The 20,489-nt window shown below is 72.0% G+C and carries 10 protein-coding genes; 6 read left to right on the forward strand and 4 right to left on the reverse strand.

Features of this window, described 5'->3' with window-relative positions; all coding sequences use genetic code 11:
* Window positions 1-8 precede the first annotated feature (8 nt).
* Complete coding sequence (locus ACZ6MZ_RS33845) at window positions 9-2,432, reverse strand: tetratricopeptide repeat protein (protein WP_469356412.1); 2,424 nt, start codon at window positions 2,430-2,432, stop codon at window positions 9-11.
* 231 nt (window positions 2,433-2,663) lie between these two features.
* On the opposite strand from ACZ6MZ_RS33845, the gene ACZ6MZ_RS33850 reads away from it, so the two are divergent.
* Window positions 2,664-5,774: an AfsR/SARP family transcriptional regulator gene (locus tag ACZ6MZ_RS33850; RefSeq protein ID WP_469356414.1), complete on the forward strand. Its 3,111-nt coding sequence runs from the start codon at window positions 2,664-2,666 to the stop codon at window positions 5,772-5,774.
* Window positions 5,775-6,222: 448 nt separating this feature from the next.
* On the opposite strand, the gene ACZ6MZ_RS33855 is transcribed toward ACZ6MZ_RS33850, so the two are convergent.
* From ACZ6MZ_RS33855 to ACZ6MZ_RS33865, 3 genes are all read right to left on the reverse strand, one after another.
* Entirely contained in the window at window positions 6,223-9,132 is a 2,910-nt protein-coding gene (locus tag ACZ6MZ_RS33855) for a helix-turn-helix transcriptional regulator (RefSeq protein WP_469356416.1), read from the reverse strand.
* 75 nt (window positions 9,133-9,207) lie between these two features.
* Window positions 9,208-9,417: a hypothetical protein gene (locus tag ACZ6MZ_RS33860; RefSeq protein WP_389792817.1), complete on the reverse strand. Its 210-nt coding sequence runs from the start codon at window positions 9,415-9,417 to the stop codon at window positions 9,208-9,210.
* 93 nt (window positions 9,418-9,510) lie between these two features.
* Window positions 9,511-12,723, reverse strand: coding sequence for a type 2 lanthipeptide synthetase LanM family protein (locus ACZ6MZ_RS33865; protein ID WP_469356418.1), 3,213 nt, complete (start codon window positions 12,721-12,723; stop codon window positions 9,511-9,513).
* Between the two features lie 348 nt (window positions 12,724-13,071).
* Between ACZ6MZ_RS33865 and ACZ6MZ_RS33870 the strand changes: the two genes are divergently transcribed.
* The 5 genes from ACZ6MZ_RS33870 to ACZ6MZ_RS33890 all read left to right on the forward strand — a co-directional run bounded on the left by ACZ6MZ_RS33870 (window position 13,072) and on the right by ACZ6MZ_RS33890 (window position 20,231).
* Complete coding sequence (locus tag ACZ6MZ_RS33870; RefSeq protein WP_384193617.1) at window positions 13,072-13,695, forward strand: response regulator transcription factor; 624 nt, start codon at window positions 13,072-13,074, stop codon at window positions 13,693-13,695.
* On the forward strand, window positions 13,692-14,444 hold the full coding sequence (locus tag ACZ6MZ_RS33875) for a helix-turn-helix transcriptional regulator (RefSeq protein WP_469356420.1): 753 nt from the start codon (window positions 13,692-13,694) through the stop codon (window positions 14,442-14,444). Before ACZ6MZ_RS33870 ends, ACZ6MZ_RS33875 begins: the two co-directional genes overlap by 4 nt.
* Before the next feature lie 221 nt (window positions 14,445-14,665).
* Complete coding sequence (locus ACZ6MZ_RS33880; RefSeq protein WP_469356422.1) at window positions 14,666-17,890, forward strand: amino acid adenylation domain-containing protein; 3,225 nt, start codon at window positions 14,666-14,668, stop codon at window positions 17,888-17,890.
* 48 nt (window positions 17,891-17,938) lie between these two features.
* On the forward strand, window positions 17,939-19,246 hold the full coding sequence (gene ectB, locus ACZ6MZ_RS33885) for a diaminobutyrate--2-oxoglutarate transaminase (protein ID WP_384193610.1): 1,308 nt from the start codon (window positions 17,939-17,941) through the stop codon (window positions 19,244-19,246).
* A 43-nt stretch (window positions 19,247-19,289) separates the two neighbouring features.
* Window positions 19,290-20,231, forward strand: coding sequence for an ornithine carbamoyltransferase (locus ACZ6MZ_RS33890; RefSeq protein WP_384193607.1), 942 nt, complete (start codon window positions 19,290-19,292; stop codon window positions 20,229-20,231).
* Window positions 20,232-20,489 lie beyond the last annotated feature (258 nt).

Raw genomic sequence — 20,489 nt, forward strand, 5'->3', positions numbered from 1 at the left:
GCCGCAGCTCACAGCTGCCGCAGCCGGTCGTCCAGGCGCTGCGCGTCGGGGCGGCCCACCAGCAGGAACAGATCGCGAGCCGCCGCGTAGCACCGGCCGGCCTCCGCCGTGTCGCCCCGGTGCTGCGCGGCCTGTCCGAGCCATTCCAGGGACCGCCCCTGCCAGTCCTGCGCGTGGGCGGCGGGCTCCCGGAACCTGTCCAGCGCCTCGCGCAGCCGGCGCGTGCCCCCTTCGTGGTCCCCGTCGCACACCAGGGCGTGGCCGAGGAGCGCGAGAGCGCGGGCCGCCTCGTACTCCTCCCCCTCCGACTCCAGCTCGGCGTACGCCCGCTCCAGGTGCCTGGCGGCCGTGCGGTGGTCACCAGTCGCCGAGGCGGTCTCGCCGAGACGCCTCCGGGACAGCGCGACGCCTCGCCGGTAACCGATCGACTCCCGCAGCCGCAGCGCGTGTTCGAAGTGCTCCCGTGCCTCGTCGAACCGGTCGGTGAGCAGACTGATGCGGCCGAGTCCGTTGAGGGCCTGCGCCTGCTGCCGTACGTCCGCGTCGGCCGTGGCGTGCCCGAGCGCCTCGGCGTACCACTCGGCCGCCTCCGGGTAGCGGCCGGCATCGCGCAGACCGATCGCGCCCGAGGTCAGCATGCGGCCCTCGCCCTCCCGGGATCCGGCCGCGCGCGCGGCGGTGAGACCCGTGCGATGTGCCTCGATCCACAGCTCGACGGGGCGCAGCCGCAGGAAGAGGGGCCACATGGCGTCCACCAGCTGCCAGCAGGCGGTGTGCCAGCCCGCCCGCGCGCTGTGCCGTACGGCGCCCATCAGTGCGGCGCGCTGCCCGTCGAGCCAGGCCAGCGCCTCTGCCGGGCCTTCGAGAGGCGTGGGGCCGATGGCCGGCGAGGCGTAGTCGCGTGCCAGCGTGCGGTGGCTGGGGGAGAGGACACTCTCCGCCGTGGTCGCGGTGGCAAGGCACCAGTCGACGAAGCTCCGGAGTGTGTGCTCGCGCTGCGCGGCGCTCTCCTCCGCCTCGCCGCGCCGGCGCGCGTGGGGGCGTACGAGGTCGTGGAAGCGGTAGGTGCCCGGTCCCGTCTCCTCCAGGAGGTTCGCTTCCATCAGGGTTTCCAGGGCCATGTCGGTGCGGTCCTGGCCCTCCGTGGCGTCGGTCCCTTCGCCGCTGATCGCGGTCAGCATGAAGAGGTCGTACCGGTCCGCGGGCAGCAGCCCCATCTGCCGGTAGAGCGACGCGGCGTCGCGGGGCAGCAGGCCGTACGACATGTCCAACGCCGTACGCACCACGGCTTCTCCGTCCACACGCAGGGCATCGAGTGGGCCGTGGCCCCGGGACAGGCTGGCGGCCAGGGCGGATACGGAACGGTGCGGGCGGACGGCGAGCTGGGCGGCGGCCAGGCACACCGCGAGGGGCAGCCGCGCGCACAGGGTGACCACCTCGCGCGCGGCGTCCGGGTCCTGCGCGACCCGTGTTCCGCCACCGCCCGCGGTCAGGAGCTCCACGGCCGACTCCGGGGTGAGGGCGCCGAGCCGGTGCACCGCCGCCCCGTCGACGACCAGACCGCTGAGGTGGTTTCTGCTGGTCACCACGGTGAGCCCGGTCGGCGTGCCGAGCAGCAGCGGCCTCACCTGGGCCGCGGTGAAGGCGTTGTCCAGGAGGACGGCCAGCCGCAGCCCTGATGTCAACGAGCGCCAGAGGGCGATACGGTGCGCGGTCTGTGCCGGTACGGAGGGCGCCCCGAGCGCGTGCAGGAAGCCTTCCAGGACGGCGGCGGCGCGGGCCGGACCGGCCCCCTCGCCCGAGTCATGACCGCCCAGATCGGCGTACAGCTGACCGTCGGTGAACTCGTCCGCGCGTTCGTGCAGCCATCGCGAGACGAGGGTGGTCTTTCCGATGCCCGCGAACCCGCTGACCACCAGCAGTTGGGGCGCCCCCGCCGGACGCCGCGCGCGGAGATCGTCCAAGGCCCGCATATCGCCAAGCCGGTCCACCAACTGTGCTCGCATCGGCGGAAGTTGGCGTGGCACCGGCGGCCGGGGCGGGTGCTGCGGGGCCGCCTGGTGGAGATGGATGCCGCCCCGGATGTCGCGCGCCTGCACGCTCGGTCCGTGGAAGACGGCCGCTCCGCCGATGGCGTTCGTGTGTGCCGGATGGCCGGCGGGCGGTGCGTGGCGCCGGAGCCAGTCATGCACGGTGCGGCCCATATCGGCGTCACGGGCCGCCAGACCGGCGAGCAGCAGGGCCAGTTGACGCAGCGCGGCGGCGCCGCCCGCCGTCACGGCGGGCCAGACCGTTGCCACCTCCTGGTCCACGCGCGCCGCCGCTCGCACCAGGTGGGCCAATTCCCGCCACGCGGTGGATTCCTGTTCCGTTCCGTACGCGGCCATGGCCGACAACAGCGCTTCCGCCCCTCCGGATTCCGGAGTTTCCACGTCCGCAGCCCCCTTTCGCGGTGCCTCAACTCCCGGGAGCATATGCAACGGGAATATTCTGTCTTCAGTTCAACCAGAAAGTACCTCCCCACTCGCGTCTGCATATGAACAAAGTCGTTCAGTGATAAGTCAGTTTCGGACTTTGAAGATTGCCATATAGCCATACAGGGCATGTTCATGTCACTCTCGAATATCCCGATACTGCGGGGCCGTACCGGCGAGAGGGCGCTGGTGGAGTTCGAGATTCGACTTTCCGGATCGGTCGAAGTGCGGGCCGCCGGCCAACGCGGTGATCTCGGACCCCCCCAAACGCGGCTGGCACTGGCCGCTTTGGCCTGGGACGCGAGTCGCACCGTCAGCGTGGACACGCTGATTCACCGGATCTGGGACGAGAATCCGCCGGCCAAGGCCAGAGAAGCGCTGCACACGCATGTGTCGCGCATCCGTAAGGCCCTGCAGATCGCCGGGGACGACGCACCCGATGTCATCAGCCGGACGAACTCGTATCTGATGAGGGTGGATCCGGATCGGGTGGACCTGCGCCGCTACGCGAGCCTGGTCGACCAGGCCCGTTCCCTGAAGGACAGCGACGGCGAGGACGAGGCCGTCCGTCTTCTCGATCGCGCGGCGAGCCTCTGGGGCGGAGAACCGCTGGCCGGGATCACGGCCTACTGGGCCGGCCACCTGCGCGCCGCGATCGGCGAGAAGAGCCTCGCGGCCGCCATGACGCGGGCCGAAATCCTGATGGGGAGAGGGCACTTCGCGGACGCCGTCCCCGTACTGCTGCCCCTGGTCGAGGAGCACCCGGTGGCCGAAGCGCTCGTGGAGCAACTCGCCGTCGCCCTGTACGGCAGCAGGCGCGTCGCGGAAGCGACCCAGCTGTTGCAGCGGACACAGCGGCGCGTCGTCCACAACGCCGGCATCGACGCCGGCCGTCGGCTGCGCCGGGTCCAGCAGGGAATCCTCGCGGGAGTGCCCCCGGCGGCGCTGCTCCAGCACACCGGCGCCGGCCCCCGCATCGCCCGGCCGGCGCCCAGGATTCCGGACAATCTGCCGCGCGATGTGCCCTGGGTCGGCCGTCGGGACGAGCTGCGGCGGCTCACCGCGGCACTCGCCGAGGCAAGCGGGACAGCCGCGCCGGCCGTCACCGTCGAGGCGATCGACGGCCTGGGCGGCATCGGCAAGACAGCGCTGGCCGTCCATGCCGTGCACGAAATGCGCGACCGCTTCCCCGACGGTCGCCTCTATCTCCACCTGCACGGTCAGGGGTCCGAGCGGGCGCCCCTGACAGCGGCCCAGGCACTCACCGAACTGCTGCGCCTGCTCGACCGGGCGCCGGCGGAACTGCCGCACGGCCTGGACGAGTTGATCTCCCTGTGGCGCACCACCGTGCGGGACCGCCGCATGGTGGTGATCCTGGACGACGCCGCTGACCCCGCTCAGGTCAGACCGCTGCTGCCCGGAGCCTCCCCGACGGCGGTCATCGTCACCAGCCGGCAGCGGCTGACGGGCCTGCCAGGGGTACGGCCCATCTCCCTCGATGCGCTGCCGCGCGAGGATGCCGTCGCGCTCTTTGGCCACCGCCTCGGCCCGCTGCGCACCACCCGGGCGTCGGAGATCGCGCAGATCGTGCGCCTCTGCGACTATCTGCCGCTGGCCATCGAAATCATCGCGAGCCGCCTGCTGTCCCGGCCCTCGTGGACGACGGCCGACCTCCTGAAGCAGTTGACCGGCCGCAACGGTCATCTGTTCGAGTTGCGTGACGGCGAGAGGACGATGGCCCATGTCTTCGCGCTGTCGTACCGCGCGCTGACGCCCGTCCAGCAGCTGGTCTTTCGCCGTATCGGCCTGCATTTCGAGTCGGAGTTCGGGCCGTATGCGGTGACGGCCCTGACCGGACTCCCTTTCGAGGAGACCGAACACGCACTGGAAGAACTCCTCGCCCACCACCTCATTTCCGAGCCGTCCCCGCACCGATTCACCATTCATGATCTCTTACGCGAGTATGCCCGAACGTTGATCAAAAAGGGCGACGAGAACGGCTCCGAAGCGACAGCCGAACCGCATATCGACACCGAAGGTGACGCCCGGCAGGCGCTCCAGCGTCTGGTGGATCATTATCTCCACGTGGCGGACCGGGCCGACCGGCTGGCTTATCCATTTCGTTCGCGCACCGTCGTCGACTCCGGCGATCTTGCCGCGGCGCCAGGTCCTGAGTTGCCCGACGCGCATGCGGCCGAGCAATGGCTGATCACCGAAGGCCCCAATTTGCTGGGTGCTCTGGACTGGACCCGCCGCTACGGTTTGGATCGCCAATTGTCCTTACTGGTACATGTGTTGGCGGGTTTTCTGGATGTGGAGGGCTATCTCCTCACGGCCGAACCTCTCCTCCGCCGCGCCGCCGCCCACTGGCAGGCCGTGGGTGACGGCCCGGCGCGGGCGAGGGCCCTGCTCGACCTCAGTACGGTGTGCGCGCACAGCGGTCAGTACGAAGAGGCCCACGCGACGGCGCGCGAGGCTCTCGGCATCTCCCGGTCCTTGAAGGATTCGGCGCTGGAGAGCGAGTCCATCCATCAATTGACGATCCCTCTGTGGCACACGGGGCAGTACGCGCTGGCGCAGACCCTTCAGGAACGATCTTTAAATTTACGACTGCAAACATTCGATCGCTTGCAGATAGCACGTAGTTACAATCTGCTCGGCATCACCAATCTCCACCTGGACCAGGACCAGAAAGCGATTGAATGCTTCCTCCACGCTCTCGCCGGATTTACCGAGACAGGCGATCAGCGAGGCAGGTATCGCACGCTCAACAATATTGCGGAACTGCACCAGAAGACCGGTAACCAGGACGCCGCGGAACGCGCTTATCGAGAAGCGATAGACGTATCAAGAACCATGGGGAGCAGGGGCGATCATGCCACTCTCCAAATGAATCTCGCGAGCATCCTGACCGCCCTCGGCAAGGCGGAAGAAGCGCTCGCTCTTTACGGGAAGGCCCTGCCCGCGCTGCGCAGCGTGGGGGATGTGCGGGGCGAGGGCATCGCGCTGAACGGGACCGGCAGGGCCTTCCAGGCGGCCGGTCGCAGCGAGGAGGCCCTGCCCCACCACATCGCGGCTCTCGCGGTGGTCCGGCGCATCAGGGCCGCAGGTGAGGAGGCCACGGTCCTGCATGACCTGGGCCGGGCCGAGCAGAGCACCGGACGGCTGCGGCAGGCCGTCGCGCACCTGGAGGAGAGCCTCTCCATCAGTCGGCGGATCGGAGCCCGCTCGGAGGAGGTCAGGACTCTGCGCGCGCTGACGCGACTGCGCCGGCTCGGGGGCCCGCCCCACGGGGCATAACCGATGGTCGATCTGACGTCGGCATATTCATTTGGCAATTGATCGGACGCGTCGGTTCTCCTCGCGGCTGCCCGGATGATTCGGCGGCGAAGGCTTTTGTCACGCGAGCGGCTCGTTACGGGTTATCTTTGGCCGGCAGAATGACGCCGAGGTCGCCGCACCGTTGTGGCAATCAGCCACGCCCGTCCGCCTGCTCCAAAATTCCTATGAAGTCGAAGGAGTTCCGCACGTGGCACGTAAAGCAAAAATGGTTCTCGCAGTCAGGCCACTCGCGGTCTTTCTCGTGAGTGCAGCGGCTCTCTTCGCTATAGCACCCACTGTCTGCATGCCCTACTCCACCGCTAAGGCGGCATCGGTGAGGGCCTGACGGAACCAGCACGGTGCCGGACCGTGGGCCCACGGTCCGGCACTGACGCGAGCGGCGGAACGTGAGTGCGCGGGGCTTCTGTTATTGAGAGGCCGAGAGTTCGCAGAGTGCCATGCGGTTGGGCTGGGCGGTCTTGGTGATCAGGCTGGCGATGTGCTTCTCGACCGTGCGCGGTGAGATGTAGAGGCGGGTGGCGATGGCCTTGTTGCTCAGGCGGTCGGCCAGCAGCTGGAACACTTCGTACTCCCGGACGGTGACGCCCTGGGCGCGTAGTTGTGCGGGTATCCGGTTACTGCCGGCGCGGTGCTGGCGGACCGGGGCGCCGATCTGGCGCAGCAGTGAGCGGCAGGCACCGGCGACCGCCGATATCGAGGTCTGCTCGAAGTGGTGTTCGGCCTGGCGGAGCCAGCTCTCCGGGGCGCCCCAGTGCGCGGCATGGGCCGCCTCTGCGACGAGGCGGTGCCCCAGATGGAGTGCGGTGGGATGCGCGGCGGCGATCTCCTGCGCCTCGTGTGCGGCGCTCGCCGCGGCTTCCGGGTGTCCTTCCTGGCCGAGGAGTACGGCGTCGGCGAGCAGGACGAAGTGGCGGTTCCACCGCATACGGCCGGCCGAGCTGGTGGCGATCTCGTGGTGGCGGCCGCGGTCGGCGGTCCCGGCCAGCACGTCCAGGAGGAGGCCGATGCCACGGCGTCCGTCGAGGTGGAACGTGGTCGGGTTCTCCGCCTCCAGCGCGCGCACCTTGTCCAGCTCCCGCAGGGCCCGGGGCCTGTCCTCCTCCAGCAGCGCGCAGAACGCGCCGGCCAGTCCGTAGACCAGCGGCTCCTCCTGGGAGCCGGTGCCGTCCGTCCGCCGGAACTCGGCCAGGGCGGCGTCCATCGCCGTCCGGTCGCCCTGGTGTGCGGCGAGCACCGCCTGGGCCATCAGTACGTAGCGGGCCACCGGAGCCAGCCGGAGCCGGACGGCCATGGTCAGGCACTCGTCGCTCAGTTCCCGCGCTTCGGCGAACCGGCCGAGCAGCACGCTGTGCAGAACCAGGATCCCGTCGATCGTGTAGACGACCGTGACGGCGCCGAGCCGCTGGGCCTCCTCCCGGGCCGTCGCCAGGGTCGTGGTGTCGCCACTGGCCAGCCAGTGGGTACCGCCCAGGCGTGCGAGGGCGTACATCCGCTGCAGCGGCAGGTTGTGCCGCTCGGCTGTCTCCAGGACCTGTTGCAGGCAGGCCGCGGCCTCGCCCATGTCGCGTTCCCTGGCCAGTACGCCGAGCAGCTCCCACGCCTGGCAGGCGACCAAGGGAAGTTGATGCCGCTCAGCGGCGTCGATCGCGCTGCTGACCAGCCTTTCGGCCCGCTGCGTCCGGTCGGGGCCCGGGGTGTCGAGCGTCAGATAGGCGGCCACCACATCGATCTGCGCGGTGTGCACCTCGTCGGGCTCGGGGCCCAGGAGCGCTCGGGCCCGGGCGATCTGGTCGTTGCCGTCGGCCCACCGGCCCGCCATGTGCGCGACTTGGGCGAGACGGGTGTGCAGGGCGGCGAGCCTGGTCGCGCCGAGTCCGCCGCCGACCAGCTGCCGCAGACTGTCCGCGAGGCTCAACGCCCTCTCGATATCGCCTGTTTCGGCGAGCGCGGGCAGCAGCGCCTCCAGCGCCTCGGCGCGGGCCGCGGTGTCGGGGCCGGTGGCCAGCAGCCGTTCGGCCCGGTCGAGCAGCGCCACCGCCGAGCCGATCGCGCCGTCCTCGAGCGCGCGCCGGCCCGCCTCGGTGAACAGGCGCCCGGCGCGGGCGGCGTCCCCGGCGTCCGAACGCAGCGACGCGACCAGCGGGCACCACTCGCCTTCCAGGCCGGGGTGCAGCGCCTCGACCGCGTCCGCGGCCCGCTCGGAGAGACCGGCGCGGTTGGTGGGCGTGAGCTGGGTCAGCAGTGCTTCGGCCGTCAGCGGATGGCGGAACGCGTACCAGTCGGGCGCGGGCTCGTCGGGTATGACCAACTGCGCCGCGACCCCCGCGTGCAGATGGCTGAGCAGGGACCGGTCGTCGATGCCGGTCATCTGCTGGAGCACCGACAGCGGGAACCGGCGGCCCAGTACGGCCGCCGCGGACATCAGCATCTGGCCCTGGGAACCCAGCCGGTCGATGCGGTGGATGACGCCCTGCACCAGGGCGCTGGGCAGGTTCAGACGTATGTCGCCGATCATGCGCCAGCCGCCGGCGCCGTCCCGGACCAGCGACCCGTCGCCGATGATCCCCTGGAGCAGCTCCTCGACGAGGAAGGGATTGCCCGCGCTGTCCTTCCAGAGCCGCTGCAGTAACTCGGCCGGCACCTGCGTGGGATCCGCGTCCAGGCAGGAGGTGATCATGCGGGTGACCTCGGTCCTGGACAGGGGCGGCAGCCGCAGGACGGTCCCGGTCCTGCGCCGCGCCGCCGAGTGCGCCAGCCCGAGCGCGTCACTGGGCTCGGCCCGGACCGTGGCGAGCAGCATGACGGGCAGCTGCTCCAGATTGTCGATCAGATACTCGACCACGGCGAGGGTTTCGGTGTCGGCGTCGTGCAGGTCCTCCAGGATCAGCACGCTGCCGCTGCCGCGGCCGGTGGCGGCGAGCAGACGCAGCACGGCCTCGCCGAGCACCACCATCGAACTCTGGTCAGGCTGGGTGCCGTCGCGCCAGTCCGGTATCAGCCGTCCGAGCACCGGCCGGTACGGGCCGAGTAACGCCTCGTCCAGCGGCTGGCCGCTGCGGGAGAGCGGCATCAGTGCCTCGGTGAGCGGGCGGAGCGGCACCATCGGCCCGATGGTGCCGCTCCGCCCGCGCAGGACGCGCATGGCGGCGCCGAGAGCTGAGCCCGTCGCCTCCGCGACCAGTCGGGACTTGCCGATTCCCCCCTCGCCGGCGAGGAACACCGCGCGGCCGCTCCCCTGCCGAGTGCTGAGCAACGACTCTTCGAGCAGGGCGAGTTCTGTGTCACGACCGATGACTTCGGGTGCGCGCAGATGCATGAGTGCGCATCGTAGCGGTCCGTTCGTGGCCCGTCCGCTTCCGTGCGAGTGGCTTGATCGCGGCGGCCCGCTCGGTCATCCGGGAACGGAGACAGTCGTGCTGAGCGAGCTGAGCGTGATCACGAGGCCACTGCCGAGGGTGAGCCCGGCCAGGGCCCGGGTCCGCGCGCACGCCAGATTCCGCCGGGCCAGGCTGATCGTGCCCGCCGGGTCCTGCTCCGGCGCGGTCGGGAGGGCGGCTGAGTCCTCGACGGTGTGCTGGTCTCTCTGCGATGACGTGTTCATGGAATTTCCCTTCTGTGGTGTGAGGATGGGGCGAGTGGTCACTGAACGTACGGGCCCGGAGTTCACGGAGATTTATCACCCCGGGCCCGGCTTTCAGGTCGGGGTGGGATCGAGGAGCAGCACCGAGGGCACCTGCTCGGCGAACCCCAGCCGGAGCAGGGCGTATCCGATGCCGGACAGCCCGGTGAGCAGGCCGGGGGAGTGGACCTGGCCGGGGGTGCCGCACCGGTGGCCCCCGTGCCGGAGCGCACCGACGGTCAGTGCCGCGCGGCGTGCGAGGCCGGTCCTGGCTTCCTGGTGGCCCTGCGCCGCGAGCACGGACAGGGCCTCGATCGTGCCCAGGTCGCCATGACAGAGGCTGTGGTCGGTCAGCGGTGTGTGGGCGCCGAGCACCCGTACGGCCCGGTCCACATCGGGACCGTCAGGACCGGCGCCCCGCGTCCCGGCGGACAGCCGGCTGAGCGGGTCGGCGGCCGCGAGGACGGTGCCGGAGAGTCCCGAGCACCAGCTGAGATCGTCCTGGTTGTTCTGTTCCGTGGCGGCGAGAGCGGAACTCACCAGCTCCCGGCCCGCGTCGCCGTGGGCCTTGCCGCCACCGTCGGCGGCGTAGCGCAGCAGGGACCAGCCGACTCCCGCGTCGCCGAACGCGAATCCCCGCGCCCCCGCGCCGGTGCGTCCGTCGTCCGCCCGCGCCAGCAGGATGTCCGCGATCCGGTTCGCGAGCCCGTCGGCCTCCGGGACCCCCCGCTCGCGGCGTACCGACAGCAGCGCCGCCAGCGCACCCGCGAGACCGGCCGACACATCGAAGGACGGGGCGGCGTCCGGGGCCTCGTCGACCGTGTGGGCGAGCGCGGCCAGGGCGGTGGGCAGGCAGTCGCCCGTCCCGTCCCCGAGCAGCGTGGCCAGCCGGGCGACGGCGTAACAGATCCCGCCCAGACCGTGGAACGCGCCCGGCCCGACCGCCCGGCTGAGTCCCGGGTCCGCGGCCAGCGCGCCGACCAGCGCGGACAGCGGGGTGAGCGCCTCCCGTGCGAGGTCGGTGTAGCGGGACGAGCCCGTCAGCCGGCCGAGCTGCGCGAGGAACAGCGCCACTCCGCAATACCCCTGCCCCAGGCCCGCCCCCATGGGCAGTACGGCCCAGTGGGCGTCGTCGATCAGCTCCAGGCCGATCCAGTTGGCCCGCCCCCGGTGTCCGGGAAGCGGCCCGCCGGGGACCGGCCCATGGGCCGCGCGCGCCACGATCTCGTCGGCGATTCCGCAGGCGGCGGCGAGGAGTACGGAAGGCTCCGGCACCGCCGCCGGTGTGGTCCTGGCCGGTACGGCGGCCGGTCCGTGCGGACTCCCGGCCCAGGGCCGGGCGGTGGCCAGCGTGGCGGAGATGATCCATTCCTGGTCGTGGCGGTCGACCTCGCCCATGGCCTCGATCTTGCCGACGGCGCTCGCCAGCCCCGGTGTGTCCAGCACCCCGGAAATCCGCGCGCCCCGGGACGTCCACAGATCGGGCCCCGCCGGCCGGTGGAAGAAGACCGGAACGTCCCCGCACCACAGATCGGCTATCTCGTCCTCGATCAGCCGCTGCCTGACCGGGTCGCCGGAGGACTCCGCCCACAGCACCGACAGCAGGGCGTCCCTGTCCAGCGCGTCACGCAGGACGCCCGGGTGCAGCGACTCCTCCAGCAGACGCGCGTACAGCTGGGTGGGCCGTACGATCAGCCGGCCGGCCTCACGCGCGCCGTCCGCCAACAGCCCGGCCGGGCCGCACAGTTCGTCCCGGTCCGAGGTGATCGCGTCATAGCCCGCCCGGAAGCCGTTGAGCAGCGCGGCCACGTAGTCGGCGGGTCCGGGGCCGGTGTCCTTGCCCGCCAGCAGCGGGCGGTTGCGGCCCCCGCCGAACGGGGCAGGTCGGCGTACGAGGCGCATCGTGTCCGTACCGGCGCCCTCCCACGCGATCCGCGCGTCCGGGCCGCTGCCGCCCGCCGCCCCGCCCACGGCGGAGATGTCCACGGCGCCCAGCTCCCCGACCATCAGCTGGGGCAGCAGACAGGTCCGGTGCACCGAGGAGGAGAGCGCCGCCGACGCGGGGTCCGGCCCGGCCGTCGTCGGCTCGGCCAGTTCGGCGTGGAGCAGCGTCTCGACGTCGATCAGTATCGGCTGGTCCCCGTGCGCGACGAGGTTGTCGTAGTGCAGATCGGTGCCTTCGACCGCGTACATCAGCGCCAGGAGCGCGCCTTGGCGCCGGTAGAACCGGTCGATGCCGACGACGGACGCGCAGGACAGGTGGTCGATGTGCCCGAGCCAGCCGTAGCCGTCGCCATGAACCGTCGGCGCGGTCCGCAGCTCCAGGCCGGGCACCTTGGTGTTGAGCCACTCCACCATCCGGTCGAGCAGATCGTGCTGGCCGAGCGCGCGCGGCTTGTAGACCACGATGGATCCGTCGGCGAACCGCAGCAGCGCCACCGATCTGCCCCGCTGATGGGTGTCCCCGAGCCCCAGGTCCAGCGCCACCAGCGGCCCGGGATCCGCGTCGCCCAGCAGCGCCGCGACGATCCCCGCACGGTCGGCGGTGAACCGGGTCAGCAGCTCCGCGACGGCGTCAGCCGCCTGCTCGCAGGTCTGGGCCAGCAGCCTGGCGAGCACCGGATAGCGGGCGAACAGCCGGGCGAGCCCGTGCCGACTGCCCGTGCGCCGCAGGAAGTCCGCGAACCTGTCCTCGGGTCCTGCGCCCGTCAGCCCCGCCGCCGTACGCGCGGCGGCGAGCTCGGCGACGAGCGTACGGGCGGCCTGGCGGGCGAGCTGCTGCCCCAGCCGGTCGGCGAACTGTCCCGACAGCGTCGCGGCGTCCGCCGCGGCCGACGGCCCGCATTTCTCCGTCATCGCCCGGACCGCCGCGTCCACGAGCGGACGGAACACCGGGACGAACACGTCGGATCCCTCGGTACGGGGTGAGTCCGGCTTCCCGTCGCGGGTGTGCCCGGCGCCGTCGTCGCCGGAGAGCTCGGTGGCCGCCGCCACGGCCTCCTCGACGAACCGTGCCCAGCCCGGCTCGGCCGCGCGCTCGCCCAGCAGCTCCGCGGATTCCGCGGCGAGCGCGGCCGCCTGCTCCGGGAGGACTCCCAGCGCTCCCAGCCGCGCGGTCCAGCAGGCCTGCTCCAACTCCGGCAGCGCACGGCGCCCGTGGGCGGCGGCGGATGCCGCGGCGAGCGGAGCGTGCGGCGCCGCCAGCCGCTCACGGAGCGTCAGGCCAGTGGCCCACCAGGAGTTCGGCAGTCCTGGGGCGGAGGCGGCGGAAGGGGCGGAGGAAGTCACAGCGGTAACCCTCGCAGACCGCCGTCCGGGCAGCATGGGGGCGGACCCCGCATATTCCGTGGGCGCACTACCCATGTCCGCCGCACCCGCCCCTCATGCCCCGCGCCGACAGGGGGCACGACCGGTTCGGCGAGCCGACTTCGTACGGTCCCCGCGCCCCGGCACCGGCGCCGGACGCGGGCGCCCGCCCGGTCCCACGGCCGCCGGCGACCGGCCGGACGCCCCTTTCCTACGTACGCTCCGCGCGCCCCGCGCAAATGCGGGGGACACGCCACCGATGTGATGTTCCGGCACTTCGCCGAAGCTGCGTACCGAGAGTCCACAGCACGCAGATCTGAGGAGTACCTCATGGGCGAAGCCATGCCCGTCAGTGTTGTCGCACTGGACCCACTGCTGGAAGCGGGGGCCAGGAGCGCCCTGCACAGCAGTCCGGACATCACCCTGGTGCTGCCGCACGAACCGGCCCAGGTGACCGTCCTGATGGTCGATCAAGTGGCCCATCAGGCCATGGACATGGTGCGTACCACCCGGAGCGAGGCGCACCGCCCCGAAGTGGTGCTGGTGGCGACCGACCTGGCGCCGGCCGAGGCACTGCATGCCATCGCCGCGGGCGCCCGCGGTCTGCTGCGCCGCCGTGAGGCCAGCGCCGACCGGCTGGTGCGCACCGTTCTCACGGCGGCCGGGGGCGACTGCACGGTGCCCCCCGATCTCCTCGACCGCCTGCTGGAACAGGGGGCCGGCGCCCAGGCCGGGACGATCGCACGGCCGCACATCTCCGGCTGGGGCCTGAACGACCGTGAGCGCGCGGTGCTGCGGCTGGTCGCCGACGGCCGTGAGACCGGTGAGATAGCCAAGGAGCTGAGCTACTCGACCCGGACCGTGACGACCGTGATGCGGGACATCACCCAGCGGTTCCGGCTCCGCAACCGCGCCCACGCGGTGGCGTACGCCCTGCGGGCGGGTCTGCTGTGAGCGCCCCTACGGTGGCGCGGTCCGTCGCCCCCAGATATCCCGACTCTGTCGACGAGGCCGCGGCCGAGGTGATCGAAACGGCCGTCGCGGCGATGCTGGCCGCCGAGTCGCGCGGCGATTCCTGGCCCATGGGGCCGTACCGGGACCGCCCCCGGGTGAGCGTCTTCGCGCCCGGCGCCGAGTTGGCCGACCCGGTCGCCGCGGCCCTGCGCGGGGCCGGTATCGAACGGGCCCCCGCCTGGTCGCCGGACACGGTCCTGGTGGCCGTCGCGGGCACGGTCGACGAAGCCCTCGACGCGTGCCCGGCGCTGGACCACGCCGGCGCCCGCCGTCTGCTGGTCGTCGCCACCACCTTCACGGCCGCCGGCGTGCTGCGCGCCGTACGGGCCGGGGCGCGGGCCATGCTCCAGTCGGCGGAGGCGACCCCGGCCCGGCTGGCGGCCGCGGTGCACTCCGCGTACCACGGTGAGGGCCGGATGCCGTCCGGCGTCCTGGTCCGGCTGCTCAGCGGCGCCGCCGAGCCGTACGCCCCGGAACCGGGCGATCCGATCGGCGTGCCCCAACTGACCGCCCGCCAGACCAGGGTGCTCACCCTGGTCGCCGAGGGACACGGCAACGCGGCCATCGCCCGCGCCCTGTCGTGCTCGCAGCACACCGTGAAGAACATCATCTACGACCTGATGGCCCGGCTCCAGGTCCGCAACCGCGCCCATGCGGTGGCCTACGGGGTCCGCACCGGTCTGATCTGAGCGCCCCGGCCGTGCGGCCGGCCCGGCCGCCGGTGCACCACGCCGACGCCGAGCGTGCCCGCTGCCGGAGCCCGGCGCACAGAGACATAAGCGCAGCAAGCCCGGCGACGGACCGCTGCCATTCCTTCCCTGTTGCCGCGCCCGGCGCGGCAGTCAAGCTCTCGCTGTGCCCCACGGCCGTCGCGGACGTGGCACACATTCCGAACCATGGAGGTAGGCCGGTGGACCACGGTGACAGCCGCACACCAGGCGGCGCCCGGACGACGTCGTTCTCACAGCAGCGGCTGTGGTTCCTCGACCAGCTCCGGCCCGGCTCCGCGGACTATCTCCTCCCGATGGCCCTGCGGCTGCGCGGTGAGCTCGACATCCCCGCGCTCACCGGTGCCTTCGCCGATGTCGTGGACCGTCACGAGGTGCTGCGCACCCGGTACGCCGCGGTCGACGGCGAGCCCGTACCCGACGTCGTGGCGGACGTACGGATCCCGCTCGACCGGGTCGACCTCACCGGAGCCAACCCCGACGACCAGGAAAAGGGGCTTCAGGCCGTCCTCGAGCGCGAGCTGCGCCGCCCGCTGGACCTGTCGGCCGCGCCCGCGCTGCGCCTGACCCTGGCCCGGCTCGGGGCCGACGACCATCTGCTGCTGGTGGTGGTGCACCACATCGCGTTCGACTTCACCTCGTGGGGCGTACTCACCCGGGAAGTCGCCGCGGCCTACCGCGAGCGGACCTCGGGCGAGCCCTCGGACCTGTCCGAACTCCCCTTCCAGTACGCCGACTTCGCCGCCCGCCAGCGCGAGCTGCTCTCCGGCGCCCGGCTGGCCGGCCGGACCGACTACTGGCGTGCCAGGCTCGACGGCCTCGCGCCACTGGAACTGCCCACCGACCGCCCCCGCCCCGAGGTGTGGCAGGGCGATGCCGCGATGACCCGGTTCATTCTGCCCCCCGAGCTGGTCGGCGCGGTCGACGCGTTCGCCCGGTCCCGCCGCGCCACCCGCTTCATGGTGCTGCTCGCGGCGTTCCAGGCGCTGCTCGGCCGGTACAGCGGACAGACCGACCTCGCCGTCGGCGCTCCGGTCGCCGGCCGCGGCGGCGCGGAACTCCAGCAGCTGATCGGGCTGTTCGTCAACTCCGTGGTGCTGCGTACCGATCTGTCCGGGCAGCCGACCTTCGGCGAGCTGGTGCGCCGGGTACGGGACAGCACGCTGGCCGACTTCTCGTACGCCGACGCCCCGTTCGAGCACATCGTCGCCGAACTCACCCCCGAGCGGGACCTGTCCCGCAATCCGCTGTTCCAGGTCTCCTTCCTGCTGCTGGGGGGCGAGGCCGAACCGCCCGCCCTGCCGGGGCTGGAGGTGGAACTGACGCCCACGCCCGCCACCGGCACCCCGTTCGACCTGGTGCTGGACCTCATGGGCGGCTCCGACGGCAGTCTCTCGGGGCGCATGCAGTACGCGACCGCGCTGTTCGACGCCGGCACGATGCGCCGGCTCGCCGACGGTTACGCGGAGCTTTTGCGCGGTGTCCTCGCCGCACCGGACGCGCCGCTGGCCGAGACCACAGGGCGCATCGCCCTGCTGCCCGGCAAGGAGCGGCAGCGGCTGCTGGCGCTGGGCGACGGCGGCGCGCGCCCCGTGCCCGAGGTGACCGCGGACGTGCTGTTCGAGCGGCAGGCCCGGTCCACGCCCGACGCGCTCGCGGTCAGGTCGGCGGGCACCGAGCTGACGTACGCCGGGCTCGACGCCCGGGCCAACCAGCTCGCGCACCGGCTCCGGGCGCTCGGCGCCGGTCCCGGCGTCCGGGTCGGGATCCATCTGGAGCGGGGCGCCAACCTCGTGGCGGCGGTCCTCGCCGTGTTCAAGGCGGGCGCGGTGTATCTGCCGCTCGACCCCATCCACCCGGACGCGCGTCTCGCCGCGCTGCTCGCCGACACCGGCGCGCGGCTGGTGATCACCGAGGAGGCGCTCGCCGGGCGCCTCGCGGGGACGGGGGTACGGACCGTCCTGCTCGACCGGGACCGCGCGGAGATCGAGGCACTGCCCACGGCCGCTCCGGGCCGGACCGCCGGTCCGGAGGATCTCGCGTACATCTTCCACACCTCGGGCTCCACCGGCAGGCCCAAGGGCGTACTGATCCCGCACCACGCGCTGACCAACTTCCTGGTGTCCATGGCACGCCGGCTCGGAATCCGGCCGGGGGACGCGGTGATGGGCGTGACGACCGTCTCGTTCGACCCCTCGCTGCTCGAACTGTGCCTGCCGCTGACCACCGGGGCCCATGTCGTGGTGGCCGACGCGGAACAGGCCAGGGATCCCCAGCGGCTGACCCGCCTGATCGACGAGGTACGGCCCGCCGTGCTCCAGGCCACGCCCGTCGCCCTGAGGATGCTGACGGACACCGGCTGGACACCGCCGCCCACCCTGACCGTGCTCTCCGGGGGCGAGAAGCTCCCGCCCGGCCTCGTCCACGCGCTCGGCGCCCACGGGGCCCCGGTGTGGGACCTGTACGGGCCGACGGAGACGACGGTGTGGACGACCGCGGCGCGGGTCGGCGCCGACGGGCGGCCCGAGGACTGGGCTGTCCTGGACAACACCACCGTACGGCTGCTCGACGAGCGGCTGGAGCCGGTTCCCCACGGCGCGACCGGGGAGATCCACATCGGGGGCGCCGGCGTCGGCTGGGGTTACCACGGACAGCCGGTGCAGACGGCGGGCGCGTTCCTGCCCGATCCGTACGCCGCCGAACCCGGCGGGCGGCTCTACGCCACCGGGGACCTGGGGCGTCTGCGCCCGGACGGATCGCTGGAGATCCTCGGCCGCCGCGACCACCAAGTGAAGATCCACGGGCACCGGATGGAGCCCGGCGAGATCGAGGCCGCCCTGCTGGCCGTCGAGGCCGTCCGGGCCGCCGTCGTCCACCCGACTCCGGGCGGGTCCGGGGAACCGCAGCTCACCGCCTACCTGGTGGCCCGCGAAGGCCACCGGCTGCCCGGCGCCGACGAGTTGCGCGACCGGTTGCTGGAGACCCTGCCCGACTACATGATCCCCGCGTCCTTCATGCCGCTGGACGAACTGCCCACCACGGTCAACGGCAAGGTGGACCGGAAGGCGCTTCCCCTGCCGCACGCCCCGTCGCCGGCCGCGTCGGCGGCCGATCACCTGGCCCCGCGCTCCCCCGAGGAGAAGGCCGTGGCCGAGGTGTGGCAGACGGTCCTCGGGGTGCCGCGGGTCGGCGCCCACGACGACTTCTTCCGGCTCGGCGGGCACTCCCTGCTCGCCACCCGGGTCTCGGTGCGACTGCGGGGCGTGCTCGGTATCGACGTACCGGTACGGGCCCTGTTCGACCACACGACCGTCGCCGCGCTCGCCGGAGCCCTGGACGACTACCCCCGGGTGTCCGTGAACCGCCCGATGCCGGTACTCACCGGCCGGCGCAGGACAGGCCGCTGAGCGGCATCACCGGAGCGACCGCAGCATCCTGAGCCGAGAGGAACCACCATGACCACCACCGTCCCGCCCCACCCGTCCGTCGACCGGGCCCCGCGCCCCGGCCGCCCCGACGTCTCCGTCTTCGAGGACCTGGAGTCGGAGGTCCGGCTGTACTGCCGTACCTTCCCGGTGGTCTTCGAACGGGCCAAGGGCGCCGAACTGCACACCGAGGACGGCCGCACCTTCATCGACTTCTTCTGCGGTGCGGGCAGCCTGAACTACGGGCACAACAACGAATTCATCAAGCACCGGATCACCGACTACCTCGCCTCCGACGGCATCATGCACGGCCTGGACATGCACACCGTCGCCAAGCGCGACTTCCTGGCCGGCTTCGCCGATCTCGTCCTGCGGCCGCGCGGCCTGGACTACAAGGTGCAGTTCGCGGGGCCCACCGGCACCGACGCCGTGGAAGCCGCACTCAAACTGGCCCGCAAGGCGACCGGACGCACCGGGCTCATCGCCTTCTCCGGCGCCTACCACGGCATGTCGCGCGGCTCGCTCGCGGTCACCGGCAGCCGCCGCGCCCGCAGGGCCGGCGGCGTGAGCGGCCAGGACGTGACGTTCGTACCGTACGAGGACGGCCCGCTCGGTTCGTTCGACTCCATCGGGTTCATCGAGCGCCTGCTCGCCGACCCCTCGTCCGGCGCGGATCTGCCCGCCGCGGTGATCGTCGAGCCGATGCAGATGGAGGGCGGCGTCTACCCGGCGAGCCGGGAGTGGCTGCGGCGGCTGCGCGCGCTCACCGAGCGGTACGGCGTGCTGCTGATCCTCGACGAGATCCAGTCCGGCTGCGGCCGTACCGGCACCTTCTTCTGCTTCGAGGACGCCGGGATCGTCCCCGACATCGTGACCGTCTCCAAGTCGATCGGCGGTTACGGACTCCCGCTCTCGCTCACCCTGTTCCGGCGCGAACTCGATGTGTGGGAGCCCGGGGAGCACACCGGTACGTTCCGCGGCAACCAGCTCGCGTTCGTCGCCGCCACCGCCGCCTGCGAACTGTGGCACCACAGTGGCTTCCAGACCGCTCTGACGGACGCGGCGCGTCGCCTCGGCCGGTTCCGTACCGAACTCACCGCGCTCGACCCGGGGTTGTCGCTGCGCGGACGGGGCATGGTGCTCGGCATCGACACCGGCCCGGTCGGCGGCCCCGAACGGGCCCGCGCCGCGCAGCGGTACGCCTTCGAGCACGGCGTCATCGTCGAGCTGTGCGGGCGCCACGACGAAGTCATCAAGGTCATGCCCCCGCTGAACATCGACCCCGCCCTGCTCGACCGCGGCCTCGCGGTCCTCCACGAGGGGCTGCGGGCGCGCTGATGCGGGACCGCCAGTACGTACGACCGAACGCAGGGAGCATTCGATGACCCGCCCCACCCGCCGCCACCTCATCTCCATCGACGACCTCGCCACCGAGGACCTGGACCGGATCGTCCGGCGCGGTGTCCAGTTCGCGGCCGGGGAGCTGGAGGACGCGCGCCCGCTGCACGACGCCGTCGTCGGTGTCCTGTTCCGCAAGACGTCCACCCGCACCAGGACCGCCTTCTCGGCGGGCGCGCTGCGCCTGGGCGCACGGCTGATCACGTACGGCCCCGGCGATCTCCAGGAGAACACCGGCGAGACCGTCGAGGACACCGCCGCCGTGCTGTCCCGGATGATCGACACGCTCGTGGCCCGCACCGCGGGCAGCGAGGCCGAGCTGCGCGCCTACGCCGACCAGCAGCGGATGGCCGTGGTGAACGCGATGAGCGCCGACGAGCATCCCACCCAGGCGCTCACCGATCTCACCACCCTGCTGGGCCGGTTCGGGCGGATCGAGGGTCTGCGCGTCCTGTACATCGGCGAGGGGAACAACACCGCCTCGGCGCTCACGCTGGCGCTCTCCCGCTACCAGGGCACCGAGCTGTTCCTGCGTACCCCGCCCGGTTACGGAGTCGCGGAGCGCTATCTTGACCGGGCGGCGGTGAACGCCAAGAAGAGCGGGGCGCGTGTCGAGCAGCGGCACGACATGGACGGGCTTCCGCAGGCCGATGTCATCTACACCACCCGGTGGCAGACCACCGGCACGGTCAAACCGGACCTCGACTGGCCGCGTCTGTTCGCCCCGTTCCAGGTCGGCCCGGCCGTGATGGCCACCAGTCCCGACGCGGTGTTCATGCACGACCTGCCCGCCCACCGGGGCGAGGAGGTCACCGCGGACGTGCTCGACGGGCCCGCGAGCATCGCGTTCCAGCAGGCGGAGAACAAGTACCACAGTGCGCGCGCCGTCCTGGAGTGGTGCATGACCGGCACTCAGGCCGGCTGACCCGCCAGGTCACCCCCCACCGCGTCACCTGTCCCGCACCGCACCTAGCGTCCCCCACCGCGACACCCCGCGCTCCCGAAGCACTTCCCCTGGAGGTAGTCCAGCCATGTCTGAAACCGTACTTCTGCCCGCCGGCGGGTGGCGGCTGTGGTCCCATTTCGCACTTCGTGGGCCGGGTTTTCCGGTGGCGGGGGTGTTGCGTTTGGTGCCGGAGGGTTTGGCGGTTGCGGCGGACAAGTTTGGTGGGGGGGAGGTGTT

The sequence above is a fragment of the Streptomyces sp. NPDC042201 genome (assembly GCF_055582185.1).